Origin of the sequence: Asanoa sp. NPDC049573, from assembly GCF_040676615.1 — a bacterium.
Lineage (GTDB): Bacteria > Actinomycetota > Actinomycetes > Mycobacteriales > Micromonosporaceae > Asanoa.
The window spans coordinates 1-13,183 of the sequence record NZ_JBFAPI010000020.1 but is presented as its reverse complement, the minus strand read 5'-3'; the positions used below and the strand labels follow the sequence as shown (position 1 = coordinate 13,183).

The following is a 13,183-nucleotide window of genomic DNA, read 5'->3' as shown; positions in this document are numbered from 1 at the left end:
GGAAGCGGGCGATCAACGCCGAGTCACTCGACTCGACCAGGAGCAACGGAGACAGCGGAAGCGGGCGGTCGACACCGGGTCACTCGGCTCGACCAGGGGCAACGGGCGCGGCGGCAGTGGTGGTCGACGGGCGCTGCCAGTCGGCCGGGTCGAGGGGCGGGGGCGAGTAAGGCGGCACCGCGCCGCCGGTGGGGCCGGGGGGTAGCGACGGCGTGCGCCGGAAATAGGCGTTGGCCGCGGGCGACGCCAGCAGCAACGCCACCACAACGTAGCCCAGCGCCTGCAGGACGGAAAGGACTGCGCTGGTCCACAGCCACCACCCGGGATGGGCCGCGGTGAGCGCGCCGACGACCGCGTCGTCCGACCACGAGCCGAGCCGTTGCGCGAAGCCGAAGACCGCGGCGAGGCCGCCGCCGACCAGCCCGACGCCGCAGACCACCCAGGCCGCGATCCGCACCGCGCCGTTGCCGCGCAGGGTGCCGATCGCGAGTACGACCAGCAGCACGGCGGCGACGACGCCGACGAAGGCGGCCGCGATCGGCACGCCGCGGAGCAGTTGGGTCGCGCTGTCGATGTCGTCGGTCGCGATCCCGGCGGCGGTCGTGGCGGCCTGGAACCGGTCGACGATGCCGGGCATCAGCGCCAGGCCGGTGGCGCCGTAGGCCACGCTGCCGAACGCCATCAGGAAAAGTACGGCGGCGGCACCGACAACCGCGCCGGGCGGTCGGCGCGGGATGCTCACCGGCTGGTGCGCGAGAGGTGGTGCTGGATACGACACGGGGCCCTCCGGTAGTTCCGTTGTGGAGGAAACTACTCGGAAGGCCCCGGGCGCGCGGGTTATCGGGGTGGCGCCGGCGGGCCGGTCGGTGTCTCCGGCGGCTCGCTGCCATAGCTCGGCGGAGCCGGCGGCTCCCCGCCGTGGCCGGGCGGCGGCGGCAGCGGCGGCTCGCCCTGGCGGAAGGGCGGGGTCGGGTAGCTCGAACCCGGCATCACCGGGTAGCCAGGGGTCGGCGGCTCCCAGGTGGCGGCCTTGGGCTTGAACCAGGCGTTGGACGCCGGCAGCGCGAGCAGGATCAGCGTGCCCAGCACCAGCAGGATCGGAATGATCAACAGCATCGTCGAAACCGCGCCGTACCAGCTCGGCATGGCCGCGTCGATCTTCGCCTGCACGTCGGCGGCGTTCGGCGCGTCGGTGCCGCTGTCGATGTTCATCGCGCTGCCGGCGGCACGGAACAGCGAACCGATCCCGCAGCAGAGCACGAACAGCCCGCCGACGACCCAGGTGACGATCCGGGCCGCGTTCTTCCCGCGCAGGTTGAGGAAGCCCAGGACGACCAGCCCGATCGCGACGATCAGGGCGAAGATCCCCCCGCCCACCGTGACGGCGACCGCGATGGTGTCGCTGGTGTCGGCCATGGTGGTGCCGGCGTAGGCCTCGGTATAGGCCGCACGCACGTCGGAGAGCGTCGCCAGCGTGATAACGAGGCTGATGAGCTGTAGCGCGGCGGTGGCGTAAAGGAGATAGCTGGAGATCCTGACGGTGCCCGGCGGCCGGACCTGGCCCGGACCGGGGGCGAACTCGGACACGGCACTCCTTCCTCGATACCTCACGATGAGTGAAGATCACCGTACCGGGCTCGCGCAAGCCTGTCGCCCCCACCGCGGTGCGGTGGGGGCGTCGATCACGATCGATCAGTTGACCAGGGCCATCACGGTCAGGCCGTCCTTGGTGTCGGCCAGGTCGACCGAGACGCTGTCGCCATCGCGGATCTCGCCGGCCAGCAGCGCCTTGGCGAGCTGGTCGCCGATCGACGACTGCACCAGCCGGCGCAGCGGTCGGGCACCGTAGATCGGGTCGAACCCGTGCTCGGCCAGCCAGACCCGGGCTGGCTCGGTCACGTCGAGCGACAGCCGCCGCTCGGCGAGCCGCGCCCGCAGGTGGTCGAGCTGGATGTCGACGATCGCGCGCAGCTGCGGGCCGGACAGCGCGGAGAACACCACGATGTCGTCGAGCCGGTTGAGGAACTCCGGCTTGAAGTGCGCGCGGACCACCGCGAGCACCGCCTCGCGCCGCTGCTCGTCGCCGAGCGTCGGGTCGGCGATCAACGTCGAGCCCAGGTTGGAGGTCAGGATCAGGATCGCGTTGCGGAAGTCGACCGTGCGACCCTGCCCGTCGGTGAGCCGGCCGTCGTCGAGCACCTGGAGCAGCACGTCGAACACGTCGGGGTGGGCCTTCTCGACCTCGTCGAGCAGGATCACCGAGTAGGGCCGGCGGCGCACCGCCTCGGTCAGCTGGCCGCCCTCTTCGTAGCCGACGTAGCCGGGCGGCGCGCCGACGAGCCGGGCGACGCTGTGCTTCTCGCCGTACTCGCTCATGTCGATGCGTACCATCGCCCGCTCGTCGTCGAACAGGAACTCGGCGAGCGCCTTCGCGAGCTCGGTCTTGCCGACACCGGTCGGGCCGAGGAACAGGAAGCTGCCGGTCGGCCGGTCGGGATCGGCGATGCCGGCCCGGGCCCGGCGGACCGCGTCGGAGACCGCGCCGACCGCCTCGGGCTGGCCGACCACGCGGGACGAGAGCGACTCCTCCATCCGCAGCAGCTTGGTGGTCTCACCCTCCATCAGCCGCCCGGCGGGAATGCCGGTCCACGCCGCGACGACGGTCGCGATGTCGTCGGCGCTGACCTCTTCCTTCAGCATGGCGCCGCTGGCCTGCAGCGAGACCAGCTCGGCCTCGGCCGCGACGAGCTCGGCCTCCAGGTCGGGGATCCGGCCGTAGCGCAGCTCGGAGGCCCGGGCGAAGTCGCCGTCGCGCTCGGCGACGCTCTCCTCGCCGCGCAACCGCTCCAGCTCCTCCTTGGCCGTCGAGATCTTGGTGATGTGCTCCTTCTCCAGGCGCCAGCGCTCGGACAGGGCGGTCATCTGCTCGCGCTTGTCGGCCAGCTCCTTGCGCAGTCGGGCCAGGCGCTCGGCGGAGGCCACGTCGGGCTCCTTCTCCAGCGCCATCTCCTCGATCTCCAGTCGGCGCACGGCGCGTTCGACCTCGTCGACCTCGACCGGCCGCGAGTCGATCTCCATGCGGAGCCGGGAGCCGGCCTCGTCGACCAGGTCGATCGCCTTGTCGGGGAGGAACCGGTCGGCGATGTAGCGGTGCGACAGCGCGGCCGCGGCGACCAGGGCGGCGTCGGTGATCCGCACGCCGTGGTGCACCTCGTAGCGCTCCTTGAGGCCACGCAGGATGCCGATGGTGTCTTCGATCGAGGGCTCGCCGACCACCACGGGCTGGAAGCGGCGCTCCAGCGCCGGGTCCTTCTCGATGTGCTCGCGGTATTCGTCGAGCGTGGTGGCGCCTACCATGCGCAGCTCGCCGCGGGCCAGCATCGGCTTGAGCATGTTGCCGGCGTCCATCGAGCCCTCGCCGCGGCCGGCACCCACGACGGTGTGCAACTCGTCGAGGAACGTGATGACCTGACCGTCGGAGTTCTTGATCTCCTCGAGGACGGACTTGAGCCGCTCTTCGAACTGGCCACGGTAGGACGCTCCGGCCACCATCGCGGCGAGGTCGAGCGCGACCAGTTTCTTGTCGCGCAGCGACTCGGGCACGTCGCCGGCCACGATCCGCTGGGCCAGGCCCTCGACGATCGCGGTCTTGCCGACGCCGGGCTCGCCGATCAGCACCGGGTTGTTCTTGGTCTTGCGGGACAGCACCTGCATGACCCGGCGGATCTCGGAGTCACGGCCGATCACCGGATCGGTCTTGCCGTCGCGGGCCCGCGCGGTCAGGTCGACGCCGTATTTCTCCAGCGCCTGGTAGGTCTGCTCCGGGTCGGCATTGGTGACCCGGCGGTCGCCGCCGCGGATGGTGGGGAAGGCGGCGACGAGGTTGGCTTCGGTCGCGCCCTGCTGCTTGAGCAGGTCGGCGACGGCACCGCCGACCCGGGCCAGGCCGGCCAGCAGGTGCTCGGTGGAGACGAACTCGTCGCCGAGGGGTCGGGCGATCTGCTCGGCCGCGCCGATGGCGTTGACGAACTCGCGCGACAGGTTGGGCTCGGCCACGCTGGGGCCCTGCGCGGTGGGCAGGCCTTCGATCGCGCGGGCGGCGGCGCGGCGGATGTCGGCGGCGTTGGCGCCGACCGCGCGCAGCAGGCCGCCGGCGGTCGAGCCGCCGGTGTCGAGCAGTGCGAGCAGCATGTGCCACGGCTCGACGGTGGCGTTGCCCCGCTGGGCCGCCCCGGCGGCCGCGCCGGTAATGACCTCACGACTCTTGGTCGTCAAACGTTCGGTGTTCATGGGCTCCCCTGGTAGCTGGCGTCCACTAGACACGACACAACCAGAGTTGAGCCTATTCCGCTCAACTCCTTTGCTGTGAGCTACGTCACTCGTTGCCGACCAGAACTCTGATCCACTTTCGGGTGGTCGAGCCGATGCCGAGCCAGGTCACCGGACCGGCCGTGCACACCAGCGTGCCATCGGCCAGCAAACGCAGGGCGCAGTCGTCGATCGGCCAGTCGACCGACTGGAAGACGCCACCGGTGACCAGCCCCGGACCGTCGGGCGTGGTGACCGCGAGCGACGCGTCTTCGAGCACGACCGACGACGTGTAGCGGTCGGGGTGCCCGTCGGCCGACACCGGCCGCCAGCCCATCCCGTCGAAGAACCAGAGCGACGGCCAGGAGACCAGATCGGTCTGGCCGATCAGCCAGGCGAAGATCCCGCCGTGGTCGACCCGCACGCCCACCGCCTCGACCTGGCCACCACCACCGGCCACCGGCACCTGCCGCCAGGTGGCGCCCTGGTCGTTGGACACCGACGCGATCGGCCGCCCGCGATCGAGCCCGATCGCGAAGACCCAGTGCACGGCCGACGCCGCCGCGCGCAGGTCGGGAATGTCCGGCTGCGCGCCCGTCGGTCTCACCCGCCCGTCCGACCCGTACCGCACCACCCGCGCCGCGCGGTCGTCGCAGCACACCTGGTATTCGTCGCCCATGGTCGCGCGGACCGCGTCGTTGATCTTGGGGGAGAACTCGTAGGTCACGCCGCGGTCGCGCGAGATGTAGTAGCCGTCCGGGTCGACGTGGAGCACCAGTCGCGTGCGGTCCGCGTACAACTGGTGGCCCTTGCCGTCGGGGTTCGGGTGGTAGATCTGATGCCAGCTCTTTCCGCCGTCGTCGGTCCGCACCAGCGCGGCCGTGCAGGTCTCCGCCGGGCCGGGCGCGGCACCGTCCGACCCGCACCGCGCGAAGAGCGCGTAGCCGAGGGCCTGGTTCACGAACTCGACGTTCTGCACCTGATAGCTCGGTGGCACGGGCACGTCGCCGTGTCGCACCTCGAAGGGCGCGACGGTGGCCGGCGGGTTGGTGGTCACCACGGGCTTCGACGGCGGCGGTCGCCGGATGTCACCGATCGAACAACCACCCAGCAGCACGAGTACGGCGGCCGCCGCCACCATGATCCGTCCGCGCATGACACCTCCCCGCGTACGTCCGAGTCTCCGGCGACGGGCACGGTTCCCGATCTTTGGATAGGTTGCCAGCGTGCGAGTACGGGTGGAACAGACATCGTTGCCCGGCATCGGCGTGCGGCACGACTTCGTCACAGAGTCGGGCCAGCGGCTCGGAGTCGTGTCACATCGCGACGGCCGGCGTGCCCTGATCGTCTACGACGCCGACGATCCCGACGCGAGGCTGGCCGCGATCCCGCTGCGCGACGAGGAGGCCGAGGCGCTCGCCGACCTGCTCGGCGCGTCGCTGATGCTTGGCCAACTCGCGGGCCTGCGCGACCAGGCCGCCGGACTGCTCACCGAGCAGATCGCGCTGCCGGCGAGCACCCCGTTCGTGGGCCGGCCACTGGGTGCGACCCGGGCCCGCACCCGCACCAGCGCTTCCATCGTCGCGATCCTGCGCGGCGGCGGGGTGATCCCGTCGCCCGGGCCCGACTTCGGCTTCGAGAGCGGTGACGTGGTCGTGGCGGTCGGCACCCGCAAGGGCCTCGACGCGCTGACCCGGATCCTCGCCGACGCCGACCCGGACGGCTGAGCCCGCCATGCATGAGAGCACCACGGTCCTGCTCATCGAGGTCGGGGCACTGATGTTCCTCCTCGGCCTGCTCGGGCGGCTCAGCCGCCGATTCGGCATCTCGCCGATCCCGCTCTACCTCCTCGCCGGCCTCGCGTTCGGGCACGGCGGACTGCTGCCGCTGAGCGCCAGTGAAGAGTTCTTCTCGGTCGGCGCCGAGATCGGCGTGATCCTGCTGCTGGTGCTCCTCGGCCTGGAGTATTCGGCCGACGAGCTGGTCGGCAACCTGCGCGCGGCGGCACCGGTCGGCCTGCTCGACGCGGCCCTGAACGCCCTACCCGGCGCCGCGTTCGCCTTGCTGCTCGGCTGGGGTTGGGTGGCCGCGGTGGTGCTGGCCGGCGTCACCTGGGTGACCTCGTCGGGCGTCGTCGCCAAGGTGCTCGCCGACCTGGGCCGGCTGGGCAACCGGGAGACCCCGGTGGTGCTCTCCGTGCTGGTCATGGAAGACCTGGCGATGGCGCTCTACCTGCCGTTGCTGACCGCGCTGCTGGCCGGCACGGGCCTGGTCGGCGGCGGCGTCGCGCTCGGCGTGGCCGTGCTCGCGGTCTCGGTCGTGCTGGTGGTCGCGATCCGCTTCGGCGGCTGGATCTCCAAGGTCATCTCCGCCCGCGACCCGGAGGCCCTGCTGCTCGGCGTCTTCGGGCTGACCCTGCTGGTCGCCGGCGTGGCCGCGCAGCTGAAGGTATCCGCGGCGGTCGGCGCGTTCCTCGTCGGCATCGCGGTCTCGGGGCCGGTCGCCCACCACGCCACCCAACTGCTCTCGCCGCTACGCGACATCTTCGCCGCGGTGTTCTTCGTCTTCTTCGGGTTGACCACCGACCCCGCCGACATCCCGCCGGTGCTGGTGCCGGCGATCGGGCTCGCGGTCGTCACGATCGGGACCAAGGTGCTGACGGGGTACGTGGCCGCCAAGCGCGCCGGCATCGCGGTGCGTGGTCGCTGGCGGGCCGGATTCGCGCTGACACCCCGGGGCGAGTTCTCCATCGTCATCGCCGGCCTGGCGGTGGCGACCCCGGGCATACCGGCGAAGCTGGGTGCGCTCGCCACGGCGTACGTGCTGATCACTGTCGTGGTCGGCCCGGTCATCGCGCGGCTGCCGGACTTCGAGTGGTTCAAGGCACTGCTCCAGCCGCGGCCGGCCCGGCGACTGGTGGCCGAAGGACCACTAACTCGGCACACACCGGACGCTACTAGCCAGTAACTGAGCGCGCTCAGGTGATCGTGCCCGGGTCTTAACCTTTGACCCCTTCCGTCGCTCCTTCGCAAGCGCTACGGTGGCGCCGCAGAGGGGTCTGGAAGCGGAAGATCGACCATTGAGCGAGATCGACGCATGACCATGCGGAGCGAGGTGTCCGTGAGCGTGCAGTCGCCATCGTTCAGCGGCTTCACCAATCCCGTTGATCCAACGCCCGCGGAGCTTCGCGCGTGGGCCTACGATCCGGACTCGGTGCCGCTGCAGACCATGCCGCAAGACTGGGACCTGCTGGTCTCCGGCGACCATCTGGTCACCACGCTGTTCGAGTTGGCGATGGACCGGTCGTGTCCGGCCCGCCGGTTCGCCCTGCACTGCCTCTACATCTACGCGGCCGACGGCATCCGCACGAAGTTCCGGGCCCACCCCAAACGGCGGCTGCGCAAGTTGGTGCAGCAGGCCGAGTCGTTGGGCGACGACCAGATGCGCACCTGGGCACACAACAGCCGGGTGCTGCTGGCCAAGCCGGAGCTCTTCGACTACCGCGACTGGTGCGAGGGCGGCCTGGTCCGCTCCGGCCGCCGCCTTTCCTAGTGGCCCGCTGACGCGTTGCGGATGATCTCGGCGAGCACCGCCGGGCGCTCCTCCGGTATCCAATAGCCGGTGTCGTCGACGAGTTCGGCCCGCCCCTCCACGGCGATCTCGTCGAGCATCTCCCGCAGACCGGCCGTGGTCGCGGTCAGCGCGCCACCGACGGCGGTGACCGGCATCGTCAGCCGGCCGTCTTCGGCCAGCGCGGCCAGGTTGAGCTGCCGGTCCAGGGCCAGCGAGCGATACATCTCCAGGGCCGCCCGCAGCGCACCGGGCGCCGAGTAGGCCTCGGCGTAGCGGTCGATGTCGGCGGCGTCGATCGCGCCGGCGTCGTAGATGCGGGACCGGATCAGGAAGTCGATGTAGGCCCGCTCCCGGCCGCCGATCAGCAGGTGGGCCACGTCGGCGTTGGCCTGGAAGGCCAGGTGCCAGGTGCGCGGGCTGGTCATCAGCTGGTCGAGTTGCGAGGTGCCCGGCGGCGCGGCCTCGACCAGCAGCAGGGCGGAGGTCACGTCGCGGTGGCTCAGCGCGTACGCGAACCCGACGTAACCGCCCAGGTCGTGGCCGCATACCAGGGCCGGGGTGACGCCGAACTCGGCGCGGGCGATCGCCCGTACATCCGCCGCCAGGCTGTGTTTGTCATAACCGCTCGCCGGTCCGGGTGACCCACCCAGCCCGCGCAGGTCGGGCATGACGATGCGGAACTCGCCGGCCAGCCGCTGCGCGACCGGCAGCCAGGCCCGCCAGGTCTCCGGAAACCCGTGCAGCAGGATGAGCGGCGGACCCGAGCCGACGACCGCGTAGTGGTGCACGGCGTCGTTTGCCGCGATGCGGCGATGTTGTATGTCCACTCACGAACCCCCCGGCCGAAGAAGGCCGGGACCCCCCGTGGATCCCGGCCTTCTTGTCCGATATGATGAGGTTAGTCCTTCGTCGACTTTCGCGGGTGTTTATCGCGTCGGCGGGTCGGACGCTCGGCGTGGCCGCCAGACCACCAACGCGGTCGAGGCCCGGGCCATCGGCACCAGGTCGGCCCGCGGATAGCTGCCCATCGTCTCGAGTTCGGCTATTCGCTGATAGGCCGCGGTCAGCGCGGCCTCGAGGTCGGCGACCCGCTCGCGCAACTCGGTGACCGACTCCTCCAGCCCGATGATCCGGCGGATGCCCTCCAGGTTGATGCCCTCGTCCTGGCTGAGCCGCTGCACCTCGCGGAGCAGCGCCACATCGCGGGCGCTGTAGCGCCGGCCGCCACCGGCCGCCCGGCCGGGCTGCACCAACCCGAGCCGGTCGTACTGCCGCAGGGTCTGCGGGTGCATGCCGGCCATCCGTGCGGCCACGGAGATGATCAGGACCTTGGCGTCGGACGACGCCTCGACCGTGATCGAGACTTCCCCTTCGTCGTAGGGCTGCATGGAACGGTCACCTCCGCCACAACGTGTCGCGCCCCGCATCGGGCGAGAGCACGGCGAACTTCTCCAGTGCTTCGCGGGCCTCGTCGGTCAGCGCCGTCGGGATGGCGACGTCGATCGTGACGAGGAGGTCGCCGGCCTGTCCGTCGCGCTTGGCCACGCCCTTGCCCCGGGCCCGCAGGACCCGGCCGTTGGGGGTGCCGGGCGGCACCCGCAGCGTCACGTAGCCGTCCATCGTCGGAACCCGCAGGTCAGTGCCGAACACCGCTTCCGGGTAGGTGATCGGCGCGGTGATCGTCAGGTCGTTGCCGGACCGGCCGAACATGTTGTCGGCGCGGACCCGGACCAGCACGTAGAGGTCGCCGGGCGGACCGCCGCGGTCGCCGGGCTCGCCCCGGCCGGCAAGCCGGATGCGCTGCCCGTCGGAGACGCCGGCGGGGAACCGCACGTTGAGCGTGCGGGTCTTGGTGACTCCGCCGGTGCCGCGGCACTCCGGGCACTTCTCCTCGACGATCGTGCCGACGCCCTGGCACTCGCGGCACGGCTCGGAGAAGCTGAACGAACCCTGATTGCGGGTGATCAGCCCGGAGCCCTGGCACTGCGGGCAGGTGCGCGGCTGGGTGCCCGGCTTGGCGCCGCTGCCGTGACAGGTGTCGCAGACGCCGGGCGCCCGCAGCGTCAGCGGCAGGGTGACGCCCCGGACCGCGTCGCCGAAGTCGAGGGTGACCTCGGTTTCCACGTCGCGGCCGCGGGCCGGACCACGCGGTGCGGTGGTGGTGCTCCGGCCGCCGCCCGAGAAGATCGAGCCGAACAGGTCGGAGAACCCGGCACCGCCGAACCGGCCGTCGCGACCGGTCGTGGTGCCGCCGCCGGCGCCGCCGAAGCCGCCGAACAGGTCCGACGGATCGAACCCGCCGGTGGTCGGGCCGCCCGTGCGCGCGCCCCGACGGAACGCGCCCGCGCCGAAGAGCGAGCGCATCTCGTCGTATTCCTTGCGGCGACCGGTGTCGGACAGCACGTCGTACGCCTCGGACACGGCCTTGAACCGGTCTTCGGCCTCGGCGTTGCCCGGGTTGTGGTCGGGGTGCAACTCCCGCGCGAGCTTGCGGTAGCTGCGCTTGATCTCGTCGGCGGAGGCGGACTTCGGAACGCCGAGCACGGCGTAGAAGTCTTTCTCCAGCCAGTCCTTGGAGCCCACGTCAGTCCGCCTCCCTTCCGACTGCTCGTAGGTTGACTGTCACTCGGGGTCGGCCACGGCGACCAGCGCCGGCCGCAGTAGCCGGTCGCCGAGCTGGTAGCCGCGGCGCATCACGTCGATGCACGTCGGCTCCGTCACCTCGCCCGAGGTCAGGTGGGCGACCGCGTCGTGGCGGGTCGGGTCGAACGGGTCGCCCTTCTCGCCGAACGCGGTCAGCCCGAACTTGCCCAGTGCGGCGGTGAGCTGCTCGGCGACGCTGCCGAACGGCCCGACCAGGTCGCCGTGCTCGCGCGCCCGGTCGAGGTCGTCGAGCACCGGCAGCAGCGCGCTGATCACCAGGCCGGTGGTCTGCTCGGCCGCCAGCCCCCGGTCGCGGTCGACCCGCTTGCGGTAGTTGGCGTATTCGGCCGAGACGCGCTGGACGTCGCGGGTGCGCTCCTCCAGCTCGGCCCGGAGCGACTCGAGCTCGGCACCGAGCCCGCCCGCGCCGGCCACCTCGTCGTCGCCCGGCGTCTCCGCCGGCTTCTCGTCGGTGGCCACCGGGTCCGCGGCCGGCGCCGGTGTGTCGACGGGCTGCTGCTCCGCGGGCGCCTGTGGACCAGGCACCTCGGTGGTCTCGGCCGCCTCCGGCTCGGTCTTACCGCCCTTGGGCTTGTCGATCCGGCGCTTGTCCCGGATGACGATCCGCTCCGCTTCCTTGCCATCGGCCCGGTCGCGATCGGTGCCACCCGGCGCCGACCCGGCGGCGGCCGGGTCGGCGGCTCGTGGCTTTTCCGTCATGCCGACATCCTCACTGACGTCGTGTGCGCTCGGGTCACTTCTTGTCGTCCTCGACGATCTCGGCGTCGACGACGTCGTCGGGACCGCCGCCGTTGCCACCCGGAGCACTGGTGCCCGGGCCCGCCGCGCCGTCGGGGCCGGGAGCGCCCGCCGCGCCTGGGCCCGCCTGCTCGCCCTGCTGCTGCGCGTTGTAGAGCAGCGAGCCGGCCTGCTGCGAGACCTGCGCGAGCTTCTCGTGCGCCGTGCGGATCTTCTCGATGTCGGTGCCACCGAGCGCACTGCGCAGGTCGCCCAACGCCTCGTTGATCTGGTCGCGCGACTCGGCCGGAAGCTTGTCGCCACTCTCGGCGAGGAACTTCTCGGTCTGCCACTGGAGCTGCTCGGCCAGGTTGCGGGTCTCCGCCTCCTCGCGGCGACGCTTGTCGTCGTCGGCGTGGTCCTGTGCGTCGCGCATCATCCGGTCGATGTCGTCCTTCGGCAGCGCGGAGCCACCGGTGATCGTCATCGACTGCTCCTTGCCGGTGCCCAGGTCCTTGGCGTTGACGTGGACGATGCCGTTGGCGTCGATGTCGAAGGTGACCTCGATCTGCGGCACGCCACGCGGCGCCGGCGGAAGCCCGGTCAGCTCGAACGTCGCGAGCTTCTTGTTGTAGGCCGCGATCTCACGCTCGCCCTGGAAGACCTGGATCAACACGGACGGCTGGTTGTCGTCGGCCGTGGTGAAGACCTCGGAACGCTTCGTCGGGATCGTGGTGTTGCGCTCGATCAGCTTGGTGAAGATGCCGCCCTTGGTCTCGATGCCCAGGCTCAGCGGGGTGACGTCGAGGAGCAGAACGTCCTTGACCTCGCCCTTGAGCACGCCGGCCTGCAGCGCGGCACCGACCGCGACGACCTCGTCGGGGTTGACGCCCTTGTTGGGCTCCTTGCCGGTGAGCTGCTTGACCAGGTCGGTCACCGCCGGCATCCGGGTCGAGCCACCGACCAGGATGACGTGGTCGACGTCGGCGACCTTCACGCCCGCGTCCTTTATCGCCTGCTCGAACGGACCCTTGGTGCGGTCGAGCAGGTCCTGCGTCATGCGCTGGAACTCGGACCGGGACAGCGACACGTCGAGGTGCAGCGGGCCGGCCGCACCAGCGGTGATGTAAGGCAGGTTGATGTTGGTGGTGGTCGCCGCGGAAAGCTCGATCTTCGCCTTCTCGGCGGCCTCACGCAGCCGCTGCATGGCCATCTTGTCCTGCGAGAGGTCGATGCCGTGCTGGCCGCGGAACGTCTTGACCAGGTGCTCGATGACCCGCTCGTCCCAGTCGTCACCACCGAGGTGGTTGTCACCAGAGGTGGACTTGACCTCGATCACGCCCTCGGCGAGTTCGAGCAGGGACACGTCGAAGGTGCCGCCGCCAAGGTCGAAGACCAGGACGGTCTGCTCCTTGGAGCCCTTGTCGAGGCCGTAGGCCAGCGCGGCGCCGGTCGGCTCGTTGACGATCCGGAGGACGTTGAAGCCGGCGATCTCACCGGCCTCCTTGGTGGCCTGGCGCTGGGCGTCGTTGAAGTAGGCGGGAACGGTGATCACCGCGTCGGCGATCTGCTCGCCGAGGTAGGCCTCCGCGTCGCGCTTGAGCTTCATCAGCACGCGCGCCGAGATCTCCTGCGAGGTGTATTTCTTGCCGTCGATGTCAATGGACCAGTTGGTGCCCATTTCCCGCTTGACCGAACGGATCGTCCGATCCGGGTTGGTAACCGCCTGGCGCTTGGCGACCTCACCGACGAGCACCTCGCCGTTGCGGGCGAACGCGACGATCGAGGGGGTCGTGCGCGCACCCTCCGCGTTTGCGATGACGGTGGGCTCACCGCCTTCGAGGACGCTGACGACCGAGTTCGTCGTGCCGAGGTCGATGCCGACCGCACGTGCCATGGCTTACTTCCTTACGTCAAGTTG

Annotated in this window: 12 protein-coding genes; 3 read left to right on the top strand and 9 right to left on the bottom strand. The window is 70.9% G+C overall.

The genetic code is table 11. The features are described 5' to 3' along the window. Nucleotides 1–79: 79 nt before the first annotated feature. From AB0J74_RS32225 to AB0J74_RS32210, 4 genes are all read right to left on the bottom strand, one after another. On the bottom strand, nucleotides 80–778 hold the full coding sequence (locus tag AB0J74_RS32225) for a hypothetical protein (protein ID WP_363454712.1): 699 nt from the start codon (nucleotides 776–778) through the stop codon (nucleotides 80–82). A gap of 59 nt (nucleotides 779–837) precedes the next feature. After that, on the bottom strand, nucleotides 838–1,587 hold the full coding sequence (locus AB0J74_RS32220; protein WP_363454710.1) for a hypothetical protein: 750 nt from the start codon (nucleotides 1,585–1,587) through the stop codon (nucleotides 838–840). A gap of 105 nt (nucleotides 1,588–1,692) precedes the next feature. Beyond that, nucleotides 1,693–4,290 (bottom strand): ATP-dependent chaperone ClpB, encoded by a 2,598-nt coding sequence (clpB, locus tag AB0J74_RS32215; RefSeq protein ID WP_363454707.1) that lies wholly within the window; start codon nucleotides 4,288–4,290, stop codon nucleotides 1,693–1,695. Nucleotides 4,291–4,375: 85 nt separating this feature from the next. Then, the gene (locus tag AB0J74_RS32210; RefSeq protein WP_363454705.1) at nucleotides 4,376–5,464 is read right to left on the bottom strand and encodes a hypothetical protein; all 1,089 of its coding nucleotides are present in this window, start codon (nucleotides 5,462–5,464) and stop codon (nucleotides 4,376–4,378) included. Between the two features lie 70 nt (nucleotides 5,465–5,534). On the opposite strand from AB0J74_RS32210, the gene AB0J74_RS32205 reads away from it, so the two are divergent. From AB0J74_RS32205 to AB0J74_RS32195, 3 genes are all read left to right on the top strand, one after another. Continuing rightward, complete coding sequence (locus AB0J74_RS32205) at nucleotides 5,535–6,035, top strand: cation:proton antiporter regulatory subunit (RefSeq protein ID WP_363454703.1); 501 nt, start codon at nucleotides 5,535–5,537, stop codon at nucleotides 6,033–6,035. Between the two features lie 7 nt (nucleotides 6,036–6,042). After that, complete coding sequence (locus tag AB0J74_RS32200; protein WP_363454701.1) at nucleotides 6,043–7,275, top strand: cation:proton antiporter; 1,233 nt, start codon at nucleotides 6,043–6,045, stop codon at nucleotides 7,273–7,275. Nucleotides 7,276–7,428: 153 nt separating this feature from the next. After that, on the top strand, nucleotides 7,429–7,860 hold the full coding sequence (locus AB0J74_RS32195; protein ID WP_363454953.1) for a hypothetical protein: 432 nt from the start codon (nucleotides 7,429–7,431) through the stop codon (nucleotides 7,858–7,860). Here AB0J74_RS32195 and AB0J74_RS32190 read toward each other — a convergent pair. From AB0J74_RS32190 to dnaK, 5 genes are all read right to left on the bottom strand, one after another. Continuing rightward, on the bottom strand, nucleotides 7,857–8,708 hold the full coding sequence (locus AB0J74_RS32190; protein ID WP_363454699.1) for an alpha/beta hydrolase: 852 nt from the start codon (nucleotides 8,706–8,708) through the stop codon (nucleotides 7,857–7,859). The two genes, AB0J74_RS32195 and AB0J74_RS32190, sit on opposite strands and share 4 nt — an antisense overlap. Nucleotides 8,709–8,807: 99 nt before the next feature. Then, nucleotides 8,808–9,269 (bottom strand): helix-turn-helix transcriptional regulator, encoded by a 462-nt coding sequence (locus tag AB0J74_RS32185; protein WP_363454697.1) that lies wholly within the window; start codon nucleotides 9,267–9,269, stop codon nucleotides 8,808–8,810. Between the two features lie 7 nt (nucleotides 9,270–9,276). Further along, entirely contained in the window at nucleotides 9,277–10,464 is a 1,188-nt protein-coding gene (gene dnaJ, locus AB0J74_RS32180; protein WP_363454695.1) for a molecular chaperone DnaJ, read from the bottom strand. A gap of 39 nt (nucleotides 10,465–10,503) precedes the next feature. Beyond that, nucleotides 10,504–11,244 (bottom strand): nucleotide exchange factor GrpE, encoded by a 741-nt coding sequence (gene grpE, locus AB0J74_RS32175; RefSeq protein WP_363454693.1) that lies wholly within the window; start codon nucleotides 11,242–11,244, stop codon nucleotides 10,504–10,506. A 34-nt stretch (nucleotides 11,245–11,278) separates the two neighbouring features. Then, a complete protein-coding gene (gene dnaK / locus AB0J74_RS32170; protein ID WP_363454691.1) occupies nucleotides 11,279–13,159 on the bottom strand; it encodes a molecular chaperone DnaK in 1,881 nt (626 codons plus the stop codon). Nucleotides 13,160–13,183: the final 24 nt, after the last annotated feature.